Raw genomic sequence first — 22,301 nt, 5'->3', positions numbered from 1 at the left:
GTCGTTCCCTCAGGAAGGAAATGCGAGTGATTTCACCGTCACCGGCACAACCGATCCGCCAAAAAGAGGCGTACCAATGTCGATATAGTCTCCCGCCCGCACGACCACCTCATCGATGACCGCCAGCGGAAGTTGCGGTAACTGTGGGCGCAATAACATGCCCAGCGCTTTACCAAAATCCTGCTCGGCCACCACCAGCAGGGGATGTGGATTGGGATAACGCGCGACAAAAGCCGTCAGCGCGTTGATGACCGTGAGTAATGCGGCGTAACGCACCGGGAGCGTGGCGGGAAGCGCCAGCACGTAAGCGTCGGTTTGCGGGTCGAGATCAAGCTGGAGAAGTGCCTGCCGCCAGGCGTTCACCAGATCGGCGTCATCCTGCGGGATCGCCACCGGCAGGTTGCGCAGCGGCAGTTGGACGTCTTCCAGCCAGATAGTACTGCCGGAAAGCGAGAGCGTATGGGCCCCCGCGCCAATCACCGTGGCGCGCACGGTTTGCGCCGGAAACTGCACGTTCATCTCGCGCAGACGCGGGTGCTCATGCAGCGCGGTCGCCAGCAGCGGCCCGATATCAGAAAAGCAGAACGGATCGGCAGGTTGGTTGCGGTAGCATTCACCTACCCCACCGGAAAGGGTGATCACCTCTGGCGTAATATCGGCGGGCAGTAGCCCGGTTTGCATCAGCGATTGCGCCAGCGGCGAGAGCGCGCCAGTGATAACCTCGACGATGAGATCCGCCATCCGCCGCGCCACCTGCCCCAACTGTGCGGCAGCTAAGGCGCGAGCATCAGTACCCGAACCGAACACCTCATCGATAATCATCTGCCCCGGCTGGTGGGCATAAACCACGCGCCCCTGAGCGTCGGTTTCCAGCAGGCGACCACCGACGTTAAGGCAGGCGGTGCCGCTGACTTTTCCCGCGTCAAACAGCGCGTAGTTAGACGTGCCGCCGCCGATATCAATATTCAGCACCCGGCACATCCGCTGCTCAGACAAGCTTTGCGCTCCGGCGCCGTGACCGGCAATGACTGATTCCAGATGCGGCCCGGCGCTGGCGACCACAAAGTCGCCCAGCGACTGCGAGAGCGCCATGACCGCCGGACGGGCGTTGCAGGTTTTGGCGCTTTCGCCGGTGATAATGATAGCCCCGGAGTCCACCGATTCAGGCGCGATGCCTGCGGCCTGATACTGGGCCAGAATCAGCGCTTTAAGTTCGGCCTCTTTCAGACCGCCCTGCTTATCCACGGGCGTAAAGAAGACCGGGCTTTGCCAGCTAATGTCGCGTTTGATGAATTCGTAGCGCGGCACCTGCGACACCGCCGCACGGTTAACCAACTCCAGGCGCGAGAAGATCACCTGCGTGGTGGTGGTGCCGATATCGATACCGACGCTCAGTAGCTGGCGAGTGTTCACGATTGCGCCTCCACTTCGGTTTTCACCTGGGCGGCGTCATCTTTCGGCACCAGCATCATCGCCACGCCAATCGCCGTCACGCCGCCGATCAGCTTGCCAACGATCATCGGGAAGATCATGGCGTTCATGTTGGCGGCGGCGAAGCCTAAATGGTCGCCCAGCGCGAACGCCGCAGAGACGGCAAATGCGCAGTTAATCACTTTGCCGCGGGTATCCATCTGCTTCATCATGCCGAACATGGGGATATTATTCGCCAGGGTCGCCACCATGCCTGCCGCCGCAATATTATTTACGTTCAGCAGCTTACCGACATTCATCAACGGTTTTTCAAACCAGCGGGTCAGTAACAGCACCATCGGATACGCGCCGAGCAGCACGCAGGAGATAGAGCCGATCACTTCAATGGCGCGCATCACTTCGCCGGGTTTGTCGCCTGGCGCCATAAAGATCGGGTCGAGTCCCGGAATCAACTCCCAACCCAACAGGAATTTAACCACCGCAGCTGCCAGGCCGATGGTGATCAGCGCCACCAGAAATTTGGCGAAAATCTGGAAACCGTTGATCATTTTTTCCGGGATGAACTTCAGCCCCAGCGCTACCAGCACCGCGACGATCAATACCGGGATCATGTTCATCAGGATCAGCGCGAAGGTAAACTCCACTGGCTGACCATTGATCTGCACGCCTGAGTACATGGCGATCAATCCCCCCGCAATGCAGCCAATGGGAATGGTGACGATACCCGCCAGTACACCAAGTGCCAGGTAGCGGCGGTCAGACGGTTCGATAATGCCGAGCGCCACCGGAATGGAGAACACAATGGTCGGCCCCATCATCGACCCAAGGATTAACCCTGAGTATAGCCACGCCGCGACATCACCGCCGGCCAGCTCTTTGGCGAGGAAGAATCCGCCCATATCACAGGCCAGCAGCGTACCCGCGAACATGGATGGGTTCGCGCCCAGCATTTCGTATACCGGGATAATAACCGGCCCCAGTACATGCGCCAGCACCGGCGCCAGCGCGGTCATACCGACCATCGCCAGCCCCAGCGCGCCCATCGCCATAAAGCCCTCTTCAAACTGGCCGCCAGACCCCTCAATACTCTTACCGAATTTACCGAGGAAGCGCGCCGACCCGCCGAACTGCGACAGGATTCTGTCCACGGCGGCAATCAGCATAAAGAACATCATGATGTACATGATGATTTCGTTAATTCCCATAGCCCTTACTCCCTGCCATTTATGATTTGTAGGCCGGATAAGACGTTTACGTCGCCTCCGGCATTAACGCCGTGTTATTGCCGGATGGCGGTGCGAGCACCTTATCCGGCCTACAGGCATTACCCGGCAGCCGCGTACAGGTCGATAATCTGTGCCTGTGTGGCGGTGCGTGGGTTACTGCGCAGACAAATATCCTCCAGCGCGGCTTGCGCCCATGCGCTGTAGTGTTCGGGTTTGGCGCCAGCGTCAGCCAGCCGTTTGCTCTGCCCTACTTCGGCAATCAGCTCGCTCACCGCCGCAATCGCATCGCGATCGTCCGATTTCTTATTGGTTAACGCCCGACCGATTTGACTGAAGCGTTCGCGGCATACCATCCGGTTAAAGCCCATGACCGTTGGCAGCAGCATGGCGTTGGCCTGGCCGTGCGGAATATGCAGCGCCGCCCCTGGCTGGTGCGCCATCGCATGACACAGCCCCAGACCGGCGCTGGAAAAGGCCATTCCCGCCATACAGGAGGCCAGTAACATATTTTCACGCGCCGCCAGATCGTGGCCGTAACCCACGGCTTTCGGCAGCGATTTGCCAATCATCGCTATCGCGCCAATCGCCAGGCTGTCGGTAAACGGCGTGGCGTTGAGCGCGCTGTAGGCCTCAATCGCATGCGTCAACGCATCGATACCGGTCATCGCCGTCACGTTTGGCGGAACGCCTTCGGTCACGGCAGCATCAAGAATCGCCACGTCCGGCATTAGTGACGCGTGCGCCAGCACCTGCTTGCGCCCGCTGACCGCGTCGATAATCACCGTTACGTTGGTGGTTTCAGAACCGGTTCCGGCGGTGGTCGGCACCGCAATCAGCGGCAGACGCGGGCGTAATGTACTGCGCTCGGTCATGGCGCTCAGCGTCTGGTCAGGGTTAGTCACCAGCAGGGCGACCGCTTTCGCCGCGTCCAGCACCGAACCGCCGCCAAAGGCCACTACGCCGTCGCACGCCGCCTCACGCAGTTGCGCCACCGCCGCGCAGACATCGGTGATGCACGGCTCGCCAGGCGGACACGGCCAGACCGTCATCGCCACGCCCTTCATCGCCAGGCTGCGTGCCAGCGGCGCGGTCATTCCCGCCTGATGCAGGAAGCTGTCGACCATCACAAACAGATGGCTTACGCCTCGCGCTTGCGCTTCCTGCCCGCAGGCGCCGAGCGCCCCAAGTCCGCACAGCGTGACCGGCGGTACGCTGAACGTTTTCACCCGTTGCAGATTCAGGGTGTCGAATGCCTGAAACAGCGCCGTCTGTAGTTCAGCTTGCATAGAGTCCCTCCGCTTTCGCTCTCCCGCTGTTGGCTATCGCCAGCGGGGTCATAAACAGGCTGTGCTGCGGCAAATGCACCTGTAACTCCGGGAAACGCTGGCGAAATAACGCCTCCACGCCCGGCTGCATACAGGAGCCGCCCGCCAGCCATAAATCAGCAATTCCTTGCCCTTCAATGTGGCGAGCAACGATTTCCGCCATTTTTTCGTACACCGGCTTCACTACCGGCCAAATCTCCTGCGCATTGCTGCGCTTGTACTGTTCCGCCTCTTCCAGGGGAATACGGCGGTTGCCCGCCAGCGTCAGGGAGATATGGTGCCCGCCAGTGGCTTCATCGGCGGAGTAAGTCACCTTGCCCTGTTTGACGATGGCAATGCCGGTAGTGCCGCCGCCAATATCCACCACGCCTGCATTATCAAGCGCCAGCAGATCCGCCACCGCCGTCGGCTCATCCAGTACGTGGCTGACTTCTAACCCGGCAGACTCCAGCACGTTGATCGAAATACGCGGGTCGGTGCCCGGCGGGAACGAGGTCGCCGCGTGGGTAAAGCGGCAGCCGAGCTGCTGTTCAAGGGTGTCGAGATGGCGGCGCACGAGGGTGACGGCGCCGAAGAAATCCCAGACGATGCCGTCACGCACAACGTCGGCCCAGTCAAGGCACACCGCCACCGGCTGGGCGTTGCCGTCGACCACCATCGACACCACGTCGCAAGTGCCCAAATCGACGCCCAGCCACAGCGGTGTGTCGCTGGCGGCGGGCGTCTGGTTACACAGGGCCGCCGCTTTTTGCAGTCTTGGGGTGAGCCAGAGTTGTTCGTCGTGCGCCATGAGTCATCCCTTATACAATGCGAAACGCATCCACCAGCACGCATCGACGCAGCCGCACAAAGGTACGCGCGCTGGTCACGCCTTCGCCGGTTGGCGTGGTGATGGTCATGGTGGTCCAGCCTTCTCCGCCCAATCCAAGCCCGGCAATGCACGGCCCGTTTTTGACGAAAATGCTGGTGTCGATGGCGTTCGCCATCTGGTTCATGTTGTCGATATTGCGCGAGTGCATCGCCGCCGTATGGTGGCAACCGCCTTCAAGTTGTACCGCCAGGGCGATGGCTTCTTCGACGTTGGCGACCCGCACCACCGGCAGTACCGGCATCATCATTTCAGTGACGGCAAACGGATGGTTAGCGGGCGTTTCCACAAACAGCAGGCGCGTTTGATCCGGGACGTTCAGGCCGATGGCTGCGGCGATCTTGCCCGCGTCACGACCGACCCAGTCACGGCTGACGGTGCCTTTACCGCGTTCATCGATATTCTTCAGTAGCACCGGCTGGAGCTGTTCGGCCTGAGCGGCGGTCAGTTTCACCGCGTGCTGACCTTCCATCAGACGCATCAGCTCGTCGGCGACGCTATCCACCACAATCAGCACTTTTTCGTCGGCGCAGATGATGTTGTTATCAAACGACGCGCCTTTGACGATGGATTGTGCAGCGCGCGGCAGGTCGGCGGTCTCATCCACCACCACCGGGGGATTGCCGGCACCAGCGGCAATCAGGCGTTTATTAGTATGTTTGCGCGCCGCGTCCACCACCGCTTCGCCGCCAGTCACCACCAGCAGGCCAATACCGGGATACTTGAACAGCCGCTGGGCGGTTTCGATATCCGGGTTCGCCACGGTGACCAGCAGATTTTCCGGGCCGCCGGCGGCGACCACCGCCTGATTGAGGAGGGTGATTGCCCGCTGAGAGACCTTTTTCGCCGCCGGATGCGGGGCAAACACGACGCTGTTGCCTGCGGCAATCAGGCTGATGGCGTTATTAATCACCGTCGCCGCCGGATTGGTGGACGGCGTGACCGAGGCCACCACGCCCCACGGTGCATTTTCAATCAGCGTCAGGCCGTTATCGCCGGTCAGCACCTGCGGAGATAAACACTCGACGCCCGGCGTGCCGCGCGCCTGCGCCACGTTTTTGGCAAATTTATCGTCAACGCGTCCCATGCCGGTTTCGCTGACGGCAAGTTCCGCTAATTCTCGGGCGTGTTTTTCGCCCGCCTCGCGAATGGCATGAATGGCAAGCTGGCGCATCGCCACGCTCTTCAGCCCCTGCTGGGCACGTTTTGCTGCCGCCACTGCGTCATCCAGGGAGGCAAAAACGCCCATCTCATGAACAGTACTGGCCGGCTGGCTGCTGTCTTTCATTTTCAGCAGTACCGCTTTCACCACCTGTTCAATATCCTGTTGATTCATGATGTTCAGTCCTATTTATGGAAAACCACTTTCCCGCCAGCCACCACTTCATCGACGATGCCAATGACGCACAGATCGACCGGTGATAATTCGCTGCGATGCGCCTGGCGTGCGGAACTGCCGCTGACCAGCAGTACCCACTCTCCGGTTCCCGCCCCGATACTGTCGATAGCGACGGCACACTGCCCGTCGGGGTTGCCCTGGGCATCGATCATTTCCACCATCAGCAATTTGTCATGCGCCAGTCCCTGATGGCGGACGGTACATACGATTTGTCCTGTGACGACTGCCAGTTTCATATCCGCCTCCATGGATTGCCCGTTGGGTCGTAGGCCTTGAATCTGCGCACCATCAGGCAATGGCGCGCATTCATGCCGGATGGCGACGCTGCGCGTCTTATCCGGCCTACCATCAAATGTTGCTGTCGCCTTTGAAGCTGATCGGGAACACTTCTTCCAGATCGCCGTGCGGGCGTGGAATCACGTGTACGGAGACCAGCTCGCCAATGCGCTGCGCCGCAGCGGCGCCAGCATCGGTTGCGGCTTTGCACGCCGCCACGTCGCCACGTACCATGGCCGTACACAGGCCACCGCCAATCTGCTTCACGCCGACCAGCTTCACGCGTGCGGCTTTTACCATCGCATCTGAGGCCTCAATCAGCGCAACCAGGCCCCGGGTTTCAATCATTCCTAATGCTTCCATCGTGTTTTCCTCTCATTAAAGGGGTCCAGAACGGGACCGTTCATTCAACCAGTGTGTGTAAGCTGCGTTCGCGGCTCACGTCAGCCTGGCGCGGCACGGCTGCCACCAACGCCAGTTCGATAATTTCCTGCACGCTACAGCCTCGGGAGAGGTCGTGAAGCGGCGCGGCAAGCCCCTGAATTAGCGGCCCAACAGCGCGATAGCCTCCCAGACGCTGAGCGATTTTGTAGCCAATATTGCCCGCCTCCAGCGACGGGAAAATCATCACGTTGGCGCGGCCTTGCAGCGGGCTGTCAGGCGCTTTTTGCGCGGCGACCTCCGGCACGAAAGCGGCGTCAAACTGCAATTCACCGTCCACAAGCAGTTGCGGCGCACGTTCGCGAACGAGCTCTGTCGCCTGCTGCACGTTGGCAACATTGGGGTGACGGGCGCTGCCTTTGCTTGAAAATGACAGCATTGCCACGCGCGGCTCTTCGCCGGTAATGGCCCGCCAGGTGTCGGCGCTGGCGATAGCGATATCCGCCAGCTGCGCCGCCGTCGGCTGCGGCACTACGCTGCAATCGGCGAACCCTAATGCCGGACCGGCATACTGCGGCAGCATCAGGAAAATAGACGACAATGTTTTGCACCCGGGTTGCAGGCCAATCACCCGCAGCCCTGCGCGCAGCACATTCGCCGTTGACGACAGGTTGCCTGCGATACACACATCAGCCTCACCGGCGCTCACCATGGCGGCAGCGAACATTAGCGGGTCGCTAAGCTTTTCCACTGCGTCCGGCGGCGTTTTTTCTCCGGCACGGGCAAGCCAGCGTTGCGCAAAACGCTGGCGCATACTCAGGTTGCTGTGTGGGTCGATGACCTGAATGCCATCCATCGCCATACGATGACTCAGGGCAAACTGACGCAGCGCAAACGGACTGGCGACCAGAACGGGGCGAGCCAGACCGCACTGTTGCAGGTAATGCGCCGCTTTCAGCACGCGTTCGTCCAGCGCATCGGGAAAGACGACTCTGGCGGGGGCACGTACCGCCAGTTCGCGGGCGCGTTCAATGATCATGGCTTCTCTCCCAACCGTTGTTGAATTTGGGCGACCGTCAGCGGATGTTTCGCCACGCTCAAAATCATCATCACGTAAACCGTGCTGGAGAGACGGTTCAGCGCCTGTAAAATGTCCGGGCGCAAGACCTCAAAACTACGGGTAATAAACACTTGTGCGGCGAGGGTTTCCGTTTCACGGACTTTGGTTCGCAGCAGATTAAGCAGCGCCGCATCGCGACCGTGGCTGGCCTCCGGCACCAGGTGATCGTGGTCGAGATAGCGCAGCGGCTGGTGGGAAAGGCGATGCAGCTCATCCTCGTTCAGCCCGACGATAGACTGCGCCGCCAGCGGTTCATCTATAGCGTCGGCGCGCATAATGTTGCCCAGCCGTGAGCGGATATCGAAAAGCCACGGCTGCCAGGGTTCCGCCAGTTCGATTTGTAGCCACACGGTCAGCGCGATGGCGCTGTCGAGCGCGGCGCGAAAGCCGAGGCGCGGGTCGCTTTTGGCGACCATTTTGTCCGCCGTCAGATGGGTCAGCGTATCGGGCTTTTTCACCACCGGCTGGCGGCACAGTTCACAGCAGGCCTGTGGGTGCGTATCGCTACTGGTTAAGCCATGTACCGGCTGCGGCTGCTGTTCGTCATCATCGACAAACAGCCGGCCTTGCTGATCCAGAAACTTAATGCGCAGGCGACGGCTTTCCAGCAGTTCCCGGGCCGAGGGCGTCAGTCGTGCATCAGCGGGCAGATGGATCTCCGAGCCTTCGCTGAGCGTGTGATTCGCTCTGAGCCACGTTTCGGTGATGAAATCGTTCATACGGATTGCCAGTTCGCAGGCCAGGCGACGTACAGAAAGCGCACGGACGTTGGCGTGCCAAATTCAATGCTGGAGCCTTTAGGGATGAACATGACATCTCCGGCTTTGGCAATCATGGTTTCGCCTTCATGACGTACGTGCAGTTCGCCCTCCAGCACCATGTCGATTTCGTCGTAGTTCAGCGTCCACGGGAAAAAGGCGTTGTCCCACTGCATAAACCCGGCGGCCATGCTGCTGCCGTCCTGCTCTGTAACCAGATCGGTTAAGCCGACGCAGTGCGGTTCGGCGCCGTCGAAGCGGCCAAATTTCACGCTGCTGCCGTCAATGACTTTCACGCCGCCTTTACCCGTGACGGAGGTAAAGCTCGGCTGCATCGTCCCCAGTTCCAACGACTGCTTTTCCTTGAGCACTTTTTCCATCAACTGCGCCACCAGGCTTTCAGTAAACTGCCCTTCCGGGAGCTGCGCGATGATGGCTTCCCGAATGCGCTGGCTTTCGCTTTTACACGCCTGCGCCGATGTGGATGCCGGGACGGACTCGTCGCATTCGGTAATCGTGAAGCCCAGTAGTTCCGCCACTTCGCGAGCCTCCGGGGTAATAATGCTGGCGCGCAGCACTACCGACATCGCCTGTTCGCCGCGGGCGTGGGCCGCACGAATATCGTTAGCTGTGATAAGTTTTTTCACCTGCCTCTTCCTCCTGTTCACTGAGAGCCGCCAGATAATCCACCAACTGCCGCACGCTTTGCGGGTCGTGGCCGTTGAGCTCGAAAATCGGCTCCCGGAATCCAATCTCGCAAAGCAACTGCCGCGTAGCGGCGACGTCGGCATCCGGCATGTCCGTTTTGCTGATAACGGCGATATGTCGTTTACGGGTTCCAACATCCAATAACCCGGCAGGTAAGCGACTTTCTTTATCGTTTGCCGCGTGGACATAAATCAGCGTGTCCACATCCTGCAACGTGGTAATTAAGGCGTGATACCAACGGGGATGGCTAAAATATTCACCCGGCGTATCTATATCGCCATGATCATTAAATTCCACGGCCTGCGTTTTTCTGGCGAGGGAATAATTTCCCCGTAACGCGTTAAAAAGCGTTGTCTTTCCGGCACCGACCGCGCCGACAAAAGCAATACGTTTCATTACCGCCACCAATTAACTTTTTGTTAACTCACACAGGGTAAAGTTTAATAATCGCCCCAGCCCGCTGACTGTCTGTAATAGCGCTTCTTCTACTGCACCGACGGTGCCATAAATCACCAGCGCGCCGCTAAATCTGTCGAGAAAACCGATGTGTACATCCGCAGCCTTCATCGCTAAATCGCCAGCAATCATGGCCGTTTCCCCCGGCGTTAAGGTCATAATGCCAATCGCGCCAGCATCGGGAACGCCGATCTTTTTCGCCAGTTCTTCACCAGGGTGCGCAATGAGATGCGCCAGCGTGACCTGTTTGCCCGGCACAAATTCCTGAATAATGCGTTCTTTATTCATTGCTCACCGTCTCCACTGAAACTGCCGTCATCGTGGCAATTTTTTGTCGGAGTAAATAACAAAATTCGGCAAGGTGATGTAAAAGGTGAGGTAGATCACTAAGAGAAAGAAAATAAAAGGGACTTCTGTCGAAGGTGTTAACGATAAATATCGTGGTGCATCACATTTTCAGGCGTCATTCTGAATTTAAACCTGTTCCGCAATAAATACCCACCGGCTATTCTTTGTATTACTACTATTGATAAAAATAATGCGTATCACTCGATTTGTGCATAGTACAGATTCAGTGAAATAAGTAGGGGTAACACAATAGGTTCCAGAATATCCCCACACGAGCCTTCCATACCATGGCGAAGCCCAGCGGCGCATAAAAAAAGCGCAGGAGAACCTGCGCCAGAAGAGAGTGTAATGCGTTATTAAAGCGGCGTGGTTTGCGCTTCAACTACCGCTAACGCCACCATATTCACGATACGGCGTACAGAGGCGATCGGCGTTAATACATGTACCGGTTTAGACACGCCCATCAGGACCGGGCCGACCGTGACGCCTTCGGAACTGGAGACGCGGAGTAAGTTGTAACTAATGCGGGCGGCTTCCATATTCGGCATCACCAGAATATTGGCGGCTCCCTTCAGCGGGCTATCCGGCATCCGGTCATTACGAATACTTTCCACCAACGCTGCATCACCGTGCATCTCACCGTCAATCATCAGATCGGGCGCTCGTTCGCGTACCCGCTCAAGGGTTTCGCGCATTTTGCTGGCGGACAGCGAATTTGAGGAACCAAAGTTAGAGTGCGACAACAGCGCGACTTTCGGCTCAATACCAAAGCGGCGAACGGTTTCCGCCGCCATTACGGTGATCTCCGCCAACTGTTCCGGCGTGGGATCTTCGTTAACATAAGTATCGGCGATAAAAGTGTTGCCGCTTGGCAGCAGTAAGGCGTTCATCGCCCCTGCCGTATGCACGCCGTCACGGTAGCCAAAGACGGCTTTCACGACGCTGAAATGCTCATGGTAGTCGCCGATGGTGCCGCAGATCATCGCATCCGCTTCCCCACGCTGCACCATGATCGCGCCAATGGCCGTATGGTTGCCGATCATCGCACGCTGCGCCTGTTCCTGAGTTACCCCGCGACGCTTCATGATCTGGTAATACTCGCTCCAGTACTCTTTGAAGCGCGGATCGGATTCATTATTCACGATCTCGAAATCAACGCCCGCTTTGATCTGTAGCCCCAGTTTCTGGATACGCATTTCGATCACGCTCGGACGCCCGATCAGGATGGGCTTCGCCAGCCCCAGGGTGATCAACTCCTGGGTTGCGTGCAGCACGCGCGCCTCTTCCCCTTCCGGCAGCACTACGCGCTTCGGATCTTTGCGTGCCTGCGAGAAGATCGGCTTCATGAACAGGTTGGTTTTGTAGACAAACTCGGTCAGTTTATCGATATAGGCATCAAAGTCAGCAATCGGGCGCGTCGCCACGCCGGAATCCATTGCCGCTTTCGCGACCGCCGGAGCGATTTTGACAATCAGACGCGGATCGAACGGTTTCGGAATAATGTATTCCGGCCCAAAGCTCAGGTCCTGATCGCCATAGGCCGAGGCCACCACTTCGCTCTGTTCGGCGTGCGCCAGCTCGGCAATCGCACGGACCGCCGCCAGTTTCATCTCTTCGTTGATCGCCGTCGCGCCGACGTCCAGTGCGCCGCGGAAGATAAACGGGAAGCACAATACGTTGTTCACCTGGTTCGGATAGTCGGAACGACCGGTACAGATAATGGCGTCCGGGCGCACTTCTTTCGCCAGCGGCGGCAGAATTTCCGGTTCCGGGTTAGCCAGCGCCAGAATCATTGGCGCGCGGGCCATTTTCTTCACCATCTCCTGAGTCAGCACTTTCGGGCCTGAACAGCCGAGGAAAATATCCGCGCCGTCAATGACCTCATCCAGCGTGCGCTTGCCGCTGTCGTCTACCGCATAGGCCGCTTTGGTCTCCGCCATATTCGGCTCACGGCCTTTGTAAATAACGCCCTTAGAGTCGCACACCACGATGTTGTGCTTTTGCATCCCCAACGCGACCAGCAGGTTCATACAAGCGATTGCCGCCGCCCCTGCGCCGGAGACGACCATCCGCACGTCGGAAATATTTTTCTCTACGACTCGCAGGCCATTAAGAATGGCGGCAGTACTGATGATCGCCGTTCCGTGCTGATCGTCATGGAAAACCGGGATGTTCATGCGCTCGCGCAGTTTCTGTTCAATATAGAAACATTCCGGCGCTTTAATGTCTTCGAGGTTAATGCCGCCAAAGGTCGGCTCCAGCGCCGCGACCACGTTGATAAATTTGTCCGGGTCAAGCTCATCGACTTCAATGTCAAACACATCAATGCCGGCGAATTTTTTAAACAGAACGCCTTTGCCTTCCATGACCGGCTTGCCGGCCAGCGCGCCAATGTTGCCTAACCCCAGCACCGCTGTACCGTTGGAAATGACCGCGACAAGGTTGCCGCGCGCGGTGTATTTGTAGGCTGCCAGCGGATCTTTTTCGATTTCCAGGCAGGGCGCCGCCACGCCTGGCGAGTAAGCCAACGCCAGATCGCGTTGGGTGGCAAGGGGCTTAGTCGGAGAAACCTGAATTTTACCGGGTACCGGAAATTCGTGGAAATCAAGGGCGCTTTGTTTTAACTGCTCATCCATCTTGTTGTTCCTTTCACGTATCGTTCAAAAAGTGACGCGGCCTGGTGCGCCGCACATTATCACCGTACTGCGCAACACAAACTTTGAAGGTCTGCAAACTATCACGACGCGGCGCAAGAGTTTGTTATCAACTTATAACGGTCATGTTACCTGCTTATACCAGCAATACCATGCCTGTCTGCTATGCTTTTTGGTTATGTAGTGTATCAATCTTTCAGAAGTGTGAATCAACACACTCATCTAACACTTTACTTTTCAAGGAGTATTTCCTATGAACCAGCTAGACGGCATCAAACAATTCACTACCGTCGTCGCCGACAGCGGCGACATCGAGTCCATCCGCCACTACCAGCCGCAGGATGCCACGACAAATCCCTCTTTACTGTTGAAAGCCGCCGGGCTTGAGCAGTATGGTCATTTGATTGAGGATGCGATTGCCTGGGGAAAAAAACACGGCGGTACGCAGGAACAGCAAGTTGCAGCAGCCAGCGATAAACTGGCGGTCAATTTTGGCGCGGAAATACTGAAAAGTATTCCCGGTCGCGTCTCCACTGAAGTCGACGCGCGGTTATCATTCGATAAAGAAAAAAGTATCGAGAAAGCGCGCCATCTGGTGGATCTCTACCAGCAGCAGGGTATTGATAAATCGCGCATTCTGATCAAGCTCGCCGCAACCTGGGAAGGTATCCGCGCCGCCGGGCAGCTCGAAAAAGAGGGCATTAATTGCAACCTGACGTTGTTGTTCTCTTTTGCCCAGGCGCGCGCCTGCGCCGAAGCGGGCGTCTATTTGATCTCTCCGTTCGTGGGCCGAATTTACGACTGGTATCAGGCGCGTAGTCCGCTGGAGCCGTATGTCGTGGAGGAAGATCCCGGCGTGAAATCGGTACGCAATATCTACGATTACTTTAAACAGCATCGCTATGAAACCATCGTGATGGGGGCAAGTTTCCGCCGTACTGAGCAAATCCTCGCGCTAACCGGCTGCGATCGACTGACTATCTCCCCTAACCTGCTTAAAGAGCTGAAAGAAAAAGAAGAACCGGTGATCCGTAAACTGGTGCCTTCCTCGCAGATGTTCCACCGTCCTACGCCAATGACGGAAGCGGAGTTCCGCTGGGAACATAATCAGGACGCGATGGCCGTAGAGAAGCTGTCGGAAGGTATCCGTCTTTTTGCCGTTGACCAGCGCAAACTGGAAGACCTGCTTGCCGCCAAACTATAAACCTTGCATGGAGTGATTTATGTCCCGTAAAGACCTTGCCAATGCGATTCGTGCGCTGAGCATGGATGCCGTTCAAAAAGCCAATTCCGGGCACCCCGGCGCGCCGATGGGGATGGCGGATATCGCTGAAGTGCTATGGAACGATTTTCTTAAACATAACCCCACCGATCCAACTTGGTATGACCGTGACCGTTTTATCCTTTCCAACGGTCACGCCTCCATGCTGCTCTATAGTCTGCTGCATTTAACCGGTTATGACCTGCCGCTGGAGGAGTTAAAAAACTTCCGTCAACTGCACTCTAAAACGCCCGGTCACCCGGAGATTGGCTATACGCCCGGCGTTGAAACCACCACCGGGCCGCTGGGCCAGGGGCTGGCGAATGCCGTCGGGCTGGCGATTGCCGAGCGTACGTTAGGCGCACAGTTCAACCGGCCGGACCATGAGATTGTCGACCACTACACCTATGTCTTTATGGGCGACGGCTGTCTGATGGAGGGGATCTCGCATGAGGTGTGTTCGCTGGCTGGTACGCTGGGGCTGGGCAAACTGATCGGCTTTTACGATCACAACGGCATCTCCATTGATGGCGAAACCGAAGGCTGGTTTACCGACGATACCGCCAAACGTTTTGAAGCCTACCACTGGCATGTCGTGCATGACATTGACGGGCACGATCCGGAGGCGGTGAAAAAAGCCATTCTGGAAGCCCAGAGCGTAAAAGACAAACCTTCGCTAATTATCTGTCGGACGGTGATAGGTTTTGGCTCGCCGAATAAAGCCGGGAAGGAGGAGTCGCACGGCGCGGCGCTGGGCGAAGAAGAGGTGGCTCTGACCCGCCAGAAGCTGGGATGGCATCATCCGGCGTTTGAGATCCCAAAAGAAATTTACCGCGCGTGGGATGGCCGTGAAAAAGGCGAGAAAGCGCAGCAGCAGTGGCAGGAAAAGTTTGCTGCTTATAAGAAGGCTTATCCTGAGCTGGCCGCAGAGTTTACCCGCCGGATGAGCGGCGGATTGCCGGAGGCATGGGAATCCGCCACGCAAAAATTTATTAACGACTTGCAGGCTAATCCGGCCAAAATCGCCACCCGTAAAGCATCGCAAAATACGCTCAATGCCTACGGTCCCCTGTTGCCGGAACTGTTGGGCGGATCGGCGGATCTGGCGCCGAGCAACCTGACTATCTGGAAAGGTTCGACCTCGTTGAAAGAGGATCCGGCAGGTAATTACATCCACTATGGCGTGCGCGAATTCGGCATGACCGCCATTGCCAACGGCATCGCCCACCACGGCGGCTTTGTACCGTATACCGCCACGTTTCTGATGTTTGTCGAATATGCGCGTAACGCGGCGCGTATGGCGGCCTTAATGAAAGCCCGGCAGATTATGGTCTATACCCACGACTCCATCGGTTTGGGCGAAGATGGCCCGACGCACCAGGCCGTGGAACAACTGGCGAGCCTGCGCTTAACGCCAAACTTCAGCACCTGGCGTCCCTGCGATCAGGTTGAGGCGGCGGTCGGCTGGAAGCTGGCCATTGAACGTCAGCACGGGCCGACGGCGTTGATTCTCTCGCGGCAGAATCTGGCGCAGGTGGAACGCACGCCGGAACAGGTGAAAGCAATTGCTCGCGGCGGTTATATTCTGAAGGATAGCGGCGGCAAGCCGGATATCATTCTGATCGCTACCGGATCGGAAATGGAAATTACCCTCCAGGCGGCGGAAAAATTGACTGGCGAGGGGCATAACGTTCGCGTGGTGTCGTTGCCTTCAACGGATATTTTCGATGCGCAGGACGAGGCATATCGCGAATCAGTGCTACCGGCGCACGTGACCGCCCGCGTCGCGGTGGAAGCCGGTATAGCCGACTACTGGTATAAATATGTTGGCCTAAAAGGCGCAATTATCGGCATGACGGGATACGGTGAATCCGCCCCGGCTGACAAACTGTTCCCGTATTTTGGCTTTACCGTGGAAAATATTGTAGAAAAAGCCCGCCGGGTGCTGAACATCAAAGGCTAAGGCGAGCGTTAGCAACACAGACTTTGCGCAGTCTGCAGACCTGTTCTGTAGGCTGTGCAAAATTACTTCGTAGACTCAGGCGCATCTGACTGCCCGATGACGACCTCATCAATGGATTTATGGCACATCAGGCAAAAGGCCTTTTTTTTATGCGCCTGTAATGTTGAATCCCATGCCGCTGATCCGCCTTCTTTATTCACTTTCTCTCTTATCGCCGCCAGCCGATCTATTTCATAATAAGCGCTCAGGCAGCCACAATGGGGGCATAATACGGGGCCATTATTTATTTTCATACTATTTCCTGCTGTGGTGAGGCTATCGGGTAAAGTAACAATCCTACCGTAACGTAGCAATCTCTATACCATAAATGAAACCTCAATAGGTGTATCCCTATTCTGAAAAGGGGGATAACAACCAGGATTCAACGCGTGATCCACAGCGTAGGCCAGGCATCCGGCCCGTGCCAGCTATCGCAGCTCGGTTCTTCGGCATAACGCACCAGACGAAAACGATCGCCATCATAACGCCAGCGCGTCTGGATACCGCAGTCGGTTAACCCCCGCCCTTTCGCCAACGTCACCAGCTCGCGCGTTTTCTCGTCAAAGAAGGCGTTCATCAACTCCATGTCATTACTTTCGACGCCGCGATTAAACGGCAGCCGCAAACGTACGGCGCGCGAGGCGAGCGTTTTTTTGCGTGAAACTACCCAGGCGAGATCAATGGTGTTATAGGCGCCGGCTTCGCAGTTAACAATCAATAACGCTTTATCATCCGTCAACGCGCTGACCTGCGTCTCGCGACGCAGCGGGTCAAGCGAACAGCGAATGCCGTTTACCCGCCATGCTGCGTAGTCCAGCAGATCGTCGCGTTCTTCCTCACTCAGCGGTACGGGCGTTGGATTAATCACGGCGATCCCCTTTAATGCCGGTGCCGGGGGCACGCTGAGCGGCGGTTCGTTTCCTTTTTCAATCCAGGCGGTTTCGCTGCCCACACGTTTTTGTTGCGCGTCGATAAACAGTAATGCCGCTTTTAATCCCGCCAGCGAAAGCGTCTGAACGCCGTTTTTTAAGGTGATGGCCTGCGCATCCTGAATCGTCTGTAAAAATGCGGTGATGGTGGCAGGATCGCCGGTCATGAGATGCCAGGGCGACACGCGCCAGTGTGGACTGTTGAACGAAAGCGGTTTGCCATCCAGCAATAAGCGAGGCGCAATTGCGGCTTCTTTAGCGTCGGGCGGCGCCAAACCGCCGCGGTCGATACGCAGTACCGCATCGGTACGCGCCCCGGCGCTGCGGCTTAATGTCATCACCAGCCCATGATGTTCGCCAGTATTGCGCGCTACGCAAAAATTTTGGTTATTACAGGTGACCTGCCAGTCGGAAAAAGTCCGTTGCGCTGGCGCAGCCCACAGTAGCTGGACCGGCAACAGGCCAAACAGACAAAAAAGAATAACGCGGTAGCGCATGAACGGAACAACCCCAGATTCAGAACAACACAGCTAAGGCGGTATCTTCCTTGCGCGCCTCAGGGTTCTCAATCAGATTTATCGGATTGGTCTTTTTTGTGTAAAGAAATATATTTCTTTTTTTTCAGTCCATTAGATGAGACGTCTGTAAATAGTTAAGCAATAACACGGTCTTACCGTCCCGAATCTCACCTGAGCGCACCATTTCCAGCGCCCGGGAAAACGGCAGTTCAAGCACCTCAATCTCTTCGTCCTCCACGCCGCCGCCGATGCTGGCACGCTCGCTATCATGATATTCGGCAATGAAGAAATGAATCAGCTCCGTGACGCCGCCTGGCGACATATAAAGCTCAAATATCTTGCGTACCTCACCAACGTCATACCCTGTCTCTTCAATGGCCTCTTTACGGATACAGACCTCCGGCTCGTCGTTATCAAGCAGGCCAGCGCAGGTTTCAATTAACATACCGTCTTGATTACCGTTGACCCATGTCGCCACGCGAAACTGACGAACCAGAACCACGGTTTTTTTAGTTGAGTTGTAAAGCAGAATGGTTGCGCCATTCCCGCGATCGTAAACCTCACGCTTGTGACGGATAACCTCGCCATTACGACGGGTCAGGTCATAGGTAATGTTGCGCAGAGTAAAATAATTATCAGAAAGAATTTTATCCTTAATAAGCGTAATGGTTTGCGACATGCTGGCTCCAGGGTGTAAAAAGAGCATTAATATTACGCCGTGAGGTCGGTTTTGTCTGCTGAAGGGTTAATCCTTAACGCCGACTGAACAGATGTACAGCCATATTTTTCTGTCACTGCCATGACCATATTCTGCTTCTCCGGGCCGCAAAGTCCATGCTCGCGATATGATTTGACGGCCGGAGTGAGACTGAGGGAATCATCATGAAATTTACTCTCGTTGCGACGGTTCTACTGACGTTTTCCCTTTCAGCTTTTGCCGTTGAGTATCCGGTATTGACCACCGCGAGCCCTGATCAGGTGGGATTTGATAGCCAAAAACTTCACCGACTTGATGGCTGGATTCAAAATCAAATTGATGCCGGATATCCCAGTATTAATCTTCTGGTGATAAAAGATAATCATATTGTTCTACAAAAAGCCTGGGGCTATGCCAAAAAATATGACGGTTCCACGCTGTTAGCCCATCCCATTCGGGCGACCACTAACACGATGTATGACCTGGCTTCAAACACAAAAATGTATGCCACTAACTTTGCATTGCAAAAACTGGTGTATGAAGGGAAAATAGATGTCAATGATTTGGTATCAAAATACATCCCCGGCTTTAAGGATATGCCTGGGGATAAAATAAAAGGCAAAGATAAACTCCGCATTATTGATATTCTTCATCACGTCGCGGGCTTTCCTGCCGACCCACAATATCCCAATAAAAACGTCGCCGGTAAATTATTTTCACAGAGTAAAAGCACTACTCTGGAGATGATTAAAAAGACGCCGCTGGAATATCAACCTGGATCAAAGCATATCTACAGCGACGTGGATTATATGATTCTTGGTTTTATCGTTGAATCGATAACGGCAATGCCATTAGATCGCTACGTCGAAACCACCATTTATAAACCGCTCGGATTAAAACATACCGTCTTTAACCCGCTGATGAAAGGCTTCACGCCGCCGCAAATCGCCGCAACGGAACTACACGGCAATACGCGTGACGGCGTGATTCATTTCCCCAATATTCGCACCAATACACTATGGGGCCAGGTGCATGATGAAAAAGCCTGGTACTCAATGGGCGGCGTTTCAGGACACGCCGGACTGTTTTCTGACACCCATGATATGGCTGTGTTAATGCAAGTCATGCTCAATGGGGGCGGCTACGGTAACGTGAAGCTATTCGACGACAAAACGGTTGCTCAGTTTACTCGCCGCTCGCCAGAAGACGCTACCTTTGGTCTGGGGTGGCGCGTTAACGGCAACGCCTCAATGACCCCCACGTTCGGGGTATTAGCCAGTCCACAAACGTATGGACATACCGGATGGACCGGAACGCTGACGTCTATCGATCCGGTTAATCATATGGCGATTGTGATTTTAGGTAACAGGCCGCACTCGCCGGTAGCAAATCCTAAAGTAAATCCGAATGTTTTTGTCAGTGGATTATTACCTGCGGCGACGTATGGCTGGATTGTTGACCGGATATATGGTTCCTTAAAATAAAAATTAAGAGCCTATCCCACCAGGCGTTATTGGCGCAGCCAGTTTGGACACGGACAGCGCGCAAAAACCGGAGCGTACACGTAGTACGTGAGGTTTGACTCGCTACGCTCGCCCTTCGGGCCGCCGCTAGCGGCGTTCAAAACGCTAACGCGTTTTGGCGAGCACTGCCCAGGACCAAAATGACAAGTAAAATAGTCGTAATGGGATAGGCTCTAAGAAGGGATTCTGATAGCGTCCCTTCCTTCAATTTACACTCTATTTTCAATACTAAGATTGGCCTCATCAGGCCTGTTAAACGTCGCCCCGACGGGAAAATGTTTATCGCAGGGCGTCCAGCCCTGCGAGCGTCAACATTTCTGCAAACGGAGTAAGGTTAGCCAATAAGTTTAAGATTTTTTATCACTCAATCATTTAACCGTTCCAGGCCTTAACCGGCCTACAAATACGCTTATTTAGCTAACCAGTCGAGTATCCCCTGCGCGGCATGTCGGCCTTCTGCCATCGCCGTCACCACCAGATCGGCGCCGCGCACCGCATCGCCGCCGGCGAAAATTTTCGGGTTGGACGTCTGGTAACGAAACTCGCTCTCGACGCTGGCGGCAATACGTCCCCAGTTATCCACCTTCACGCCATGCGATTCCAGCCACGACATACCATGCGGATGAAAACCAAACGCCATAATGACCGCATCCGCCGGCATCACGAACTCGCTGTCCGGTACAGGTACCGGACGGCGTCGCCCCTGACCATCCGGTTCGCCAAGCCGCGTACGCAAAAAGCGAATACCGCTGACGCGCCCGTGCGTATCCAGCACCAACTCAACCGGCTGAACGTTAAATTCAAAGTTCGCGCCCTCTTCCCGCGCGTTTTTCACCTCTTTTTTCGACCCCGGCATATTGGCCTCATCACGGCGATAAGCGCAGGTGACGTTGGCAGCGCCATGACGCAGCGCCGTACGTACGCAGTCCATTGCGGTGTCACCGCCGCCCAGCACAACCACGTTAAGGCCCGCAGTATCAATAAACGGCTCGTCAGGCAACGCCGGAAGCCCCATCACCTGTTTGGTATTGGCGATGAGGAATGGCAACGCATCATATACCCCCGGCGCGTCTTCATTCGGTAAATCAGCCTTCATGGAACGGTAGGTTCCTACCCCGACAAAGACGGCGTCATAACTCTCCAGCAGCGTCTCCAGAGAAATATCTTTCCCTACTTCGCAGTTAAGCTCGAAACGAATCCCCATCGCGCTGAAGATTTCCCGACGGCGCGCCAGCAGAGATTTATCCAGTTTGAAAGCCGGAATACCAAAGGTGAGCAAACCGCCGATTTCCGGGTGGCGATCGTAGACGGTGGCGCTTACGCCATGGCGCGCCAGCACGTCAGCGCAGGCAAGACCTGCCGGCCCCGCGCCGATAATCGCCACGCGCTTATCGCTCTTCTGTACGTCCGACAGGTCGGGACGCCAGCCTTTGCTCAGAGCGCGATCGGAGATATAGCGCTCAATGTTGCCGATGGTAACCGCGCCATACTCATCGCGGAGTGTACACGCGCCTTCGCATAGCCGGTCCTGCGGACAGACGCGCCCGGTAATTTCCGGCAGGCAGTTGGTCTGGTGGGAAAGCTCTACCGCCGCATCAATATCGCCGGCTTTCACCAGTTCGATCCACTGGGGAATATGGTTATGCAGAGGACAGGTCCATTCGCAGATACTGTGTTCCCCGCATGTGAGGCAGCGGGACGCTTCACGCTCGGCCTGCGCGGCGCGAAACGGCAGATAAATTTCCTCAAAGGTGGTTTTACGCGCTTCAATCGCCAGTTTATCCGGTTCGCCGCGTGGCGGCGTCGCCTGCATACGCTCGACTTTGCTGCTTGCTGTCCCACTGTGTTGTGTATCCACGGTATGCCAGGGGCGAATCTCCTGCCGGGCGGTACGCAGCCGTCGCGTTTTAGCCAGACGGGTCAACGAGTCTTCGGTGACCAGTTGCAGCGCATCCGCCGGGCAATTTTCCACGCAGGCCGGACCCTGTTCACGTCCCTGACACAGATCGCATTTATGCGCGCTGGCTTTGAACTGGTTTGGCGCGACGGGCGTCAATACCATCTGCATGGTGCCGAATGGGCAGGCGACGACGCAGGATTTACAGCCGATGCACTTCTGCGCATTGACCTGCACGCTGTCGTTAATATGCGCGATCGCGCCGTTCGGACAGCTACGGGCGCAGGGCGCATCTTCGCAATGGTGACATGTGACCGCGCTGCGCTGGTGCTGATGTTTGATGACAGTAATTCGGGGCTGATAGCGCTGTGACGTCAGGACATGTCGCTCATCATTGTGAGCCATTACGCAGGCGACCTCGCAGGCATGGCAGCCCAGACACTGCTGGCTATTGGCCATAATAAAACGATTCATGGCATCCTTCTGTTTTGGTTGTAAAAACCTTATTCTTTATATGAGCATTG

At 56.2% G+C, this 22,301-nt stretch carries 20 protein-coding genes; 3 read left to right on the top strand and 17 right to left on the bottom strand.

The window, feature by feature from the left end; all coding sequences use genetic code 11:
* Positions 1-9: 9 nt before the first annotated feature.
* The 13 genes from eutA to maeB all read right to left on the bottom strand — a co-directional run bounded on the left by eutA (position 10) and on the right by maeB (position 12,932).
* The gene (eutA, locus tag ACLJPE_RS17600) at positions 10-1,413 is read right to left on the bottom strand and encodes an ethanolamine ammonia-lyase reactivating factor EutA (protein WP_023214288.1); all 1,404 of its coding nucleotides are present in this window, start codon (positions 1,411-1,413) and stop codon (positions 10-12) included.
* Positions 1,410-2,636 carry an ethanolamine utilization protein EutH gene (gene eutH, locus ACLJPE_RS17595; protein WP_000512360.1) on the bottom strand — a complete coding sequence of 409 codons (1,227 nt, stop codon included), beginning with the start codon at positions 2,634-2,636 and terminating at the stop codon, positions 1,410-1,412. Before eutH ends, eutA begins: the two co-directional genes overlap by 4 nt.
* Before the next feature lie 119 nt (positions 2,637-2,755).
* On the bottom strand, positions 2,756-3,943 hold the full coding sequence (gene eutG / locus ACLJPE_RS17590) for an ethanolamine utilization ethanol dehydrogenase EutG (RefSeq protein WP_001147505.1): 1,188 nt from the start codon (positions 3,941-3,943) through the stop codon (positions 2,756-2,758).
* Positions 3,933-4,772, bottom strand: coding sequence for an ethanolamine utilization protein EutJ (gene eutJ / locus ACLJPE_RS17585; RefSeq protein ID WP_000929675.1), 840 nt, complete (start codon positions 4,770-4,772; stop codon positions 3,933-3,935). Before eutJ ends, eutG begins: the two co-directional genes overlap by 11 nt.
* A 10-nt stretch (positions 4,773-4,782) precedes the next feature.
* Positions 4,783-6,186, bottom strand: a complete 1,404-nt coding sequence (locus ACLJPE_RS17580; protein ID WP_001075640.1) for an aldehyde dehydrogenase family protein — start codon at positions 6,184-6,186, stop codon at positions 4,783-4,785.
* Between the two features lie 11 nt (positions 6,187-6,197).
* Entirely contained in the window at positions 6,198-6,485 is a 288-nt protein-coding gene (gene eutN, locus ACLJPE_RS17575) for an ethanolamine utilization microcompartment protein EutN (protein ID WP_001522340.1), read from the bottom strand.
* 112 nt (positions 6,486-6,597) lie between these two features.
* A complete protein-coding gene (gene eutM, locus ACLJPE_RS17570) occupies positions 6,598-6,888 on the bottom strand; it encodes an ethanolamine utilization microcompartment protein EutM (protein WP_000387716.1) in 291 nt (96 codons plus the stop codon).
* Between the two features lie 40 nt (positions 6,889-6,928).
* Positions 6,929-7,945 (bottom strand): phosphate acetyltransferase, encoded by a 1,017-nt coding sequence (gene pta, locus ACLJPE_RS17565; protein ID WP_023203689.1) that lies wholly within the window; start codon positions 7,943-7,945, stop codon positions 6,929-6,931.
* Positions 7,942-8,745, bottom strand: a complete 804-nt coding sequence (gene eutT, locus ACLJPE_RS17560; RefSeq protein WP_000997661.1) for an ethanolamine utilization cob(I)yrinic acid a,c-diamide adenosyltransferase EutT — start codon at positions 8,743-8,745, stop codon at positions 7,942-7,944. The genes pta and eutT overlap by 4 nt, the downstream gene beginning before the upstream one ends.
* Complete coding sequence (gene eutQ / locus ACLJPE_RS17555) at positions 8,742-9,431, bottom strand: ethanolamine utilization acetate kinase EutQ (RefSeq protein ID WP_000733867.1); 690 nt, start codon at positions 9,429-9,431, stop codon at positions 8,742-8,744. Before eutQ ends, eutT begins: the two co-directional genes overlap by 4 nt.
* Positions 9,409-9,888 (bottom strand): ethanolamine utilization acetate kinase EutP, encoded by a 480-nt coding sequence (gene eutP / locus ACLJPE_RS17550; protein ID WP_000820751.1) that lies wholly within the window; start codon positions 9,886-9,888, stop codon positions 9,409-9,411. The genes eutQ and eutP overlap by 23 nt, the downstream gene beginning before the upstream one ends.
* A gap of 12 nt (positions 9,889-9,900) precedes the next feature.
* On the bottom strand, positions 9,901-10,236 hold the full coding sequence (eutS, locus tag ACLJPE_RS17545; protein ID WP_001031445.1) for an ethanolamine utilization microcompartment protein EutS: 336 nt from the start codon (positions 10,234-10,236) through the stop codon (positions 9,901-9,903).
* 416 nt (positions 10,237-10,652) lie between these two features.
* Positions 10,653-12,932, bottom strand: coding sequence for an NADP-dependent oxaloacetate-decarboxylating malate dehydrogenase (maeB, locus tag ACLJPE_RS17540; protein ID WP_000344300.1), 2,280 nt, complete (start codon positions 12,930-12,932; stop codon positions 10,653-10,655).
* A gap of 271 nt (positions 12,933-13,203) precedes the next feature.
* Here maeB and tal point away from each other — a divergent pair, with 271 nt between their 5' ends.
* Positions 13,204-14,154 carry a transaldolase gene (gene tal, locus ACLJPE_RS17535; protein WP_001072443.1) on the top strand — a complete coding sequence of 317 codons (951 nt, stop codon included), beginning with the start codon at positions 13,204-13,206 and terminating at the stop codon, positions 14,152-14,154.
* A gap of 19 nt (positions 14,155-14,173) precedes the next feature.
* The gene (tkt, locus tag ACLJPE_RS17530) at positions 14,174-16,174 is read left to right on the top strand and encodes a transketolase (RefSeq protein ID WP_023203690.1); all 2,001 of its coding nucleotides are present in this window, start codon (positions 14,174-14,176) and stop codon (positions 16,172-16,174) included.
* 62 nt (positions 16,175-16,236) lie between these two features.
* Here tkt and ACLJPE_RS17525 read toward each other — a convergent pair whose 3' ends face one another.
* The 3 genes from ACLJPE_RS17525 to nudK form a co-directional block, all read right to left on the bottom strand.
* Positions 16,237-16,467: a hypothetical protein gene (locus ACLJPE_RS17525; RefSeq protein ID WP_000700635.1), complete on the bottom strand. Its 231-nt coding sequence runs from the start codon at positions 16,465-16,467 to the stop codon at positions 16,237-16,239.
* Positions 16,468-16,595: 128 nt separating this feature from the next.
* Positions 16,596-17,639, bottom strand: a complete 1,044-nt coding sequence (locus ACLJPE_RS17520) for a DUF1176 domain-containing protein (RefSeq protein ID WP_001270669.1) — start codon at positions 17,637-17,639, stop codon at positions 16,596-16,598.
* Positions 17,640-17,763: 124 nt separating this feature from the next.
* A complete protein-coding gene (gene nudK, locus ACLJPE_RS17515; protein ID WP_000084037.1) occupies positions 17,764-18,339 on the bottom strand; it encodes a GDP-mannose pyrophosphatase NudK in 576 nt (191 codons plus the stop codon).
* A 203-nt stretch (positions 18,340-18,542) separates the two neighbouring features.
* On the opposite strand from nudK, the gene pbp4b reads away from it, so the two are divergent.
* Positions 18,543-19,841: a penicillin binding protein PBP4B gene (gene pbp4b / locus ACLJPE_RS17510; protein WP_000673298.1), complete on the top strand. Its 1,299-nt coding sequence runs from the start codon at positions 18,543-18,545 to the stop codon at positions 19,839-19,841.
* 448 nt (positions 19,842-20,289) lie between these two features.
* Here the strand turns inward: pbp4b and aegA are convergent, their stop codons facing one another.
* Positions 20,290-22,251 (bottom strand): formate-dependent uric acid utilization protein AegA, encoded by a 1,962-nt coding sequence (aegA, locus tag ACLJPE_RS17505; RefSeq protein WP_039514312.1) that lies wholly within the window; start codon positions 22,249-22,251, stop codon positions 20,290-20,292.
* Positions 22,252-22,301: the final 50 nt, after the last annotated feature.

Origin of the sequence: Salmonella sp. SAL04196, from assembly GCF_046550835.1 — a bacterium.
In the GTDB taxonomy this organism is placed as follows: domain Bacteria; phylum Pseudomonadota; class Gammaproteobacteria; order Enterobacterales; family Enterobacteriaceae; genus Salmonella; species Salmonella enterica.
This window is presented reverse-complemented; position numbering and strand designations above follow the sequence as displayed.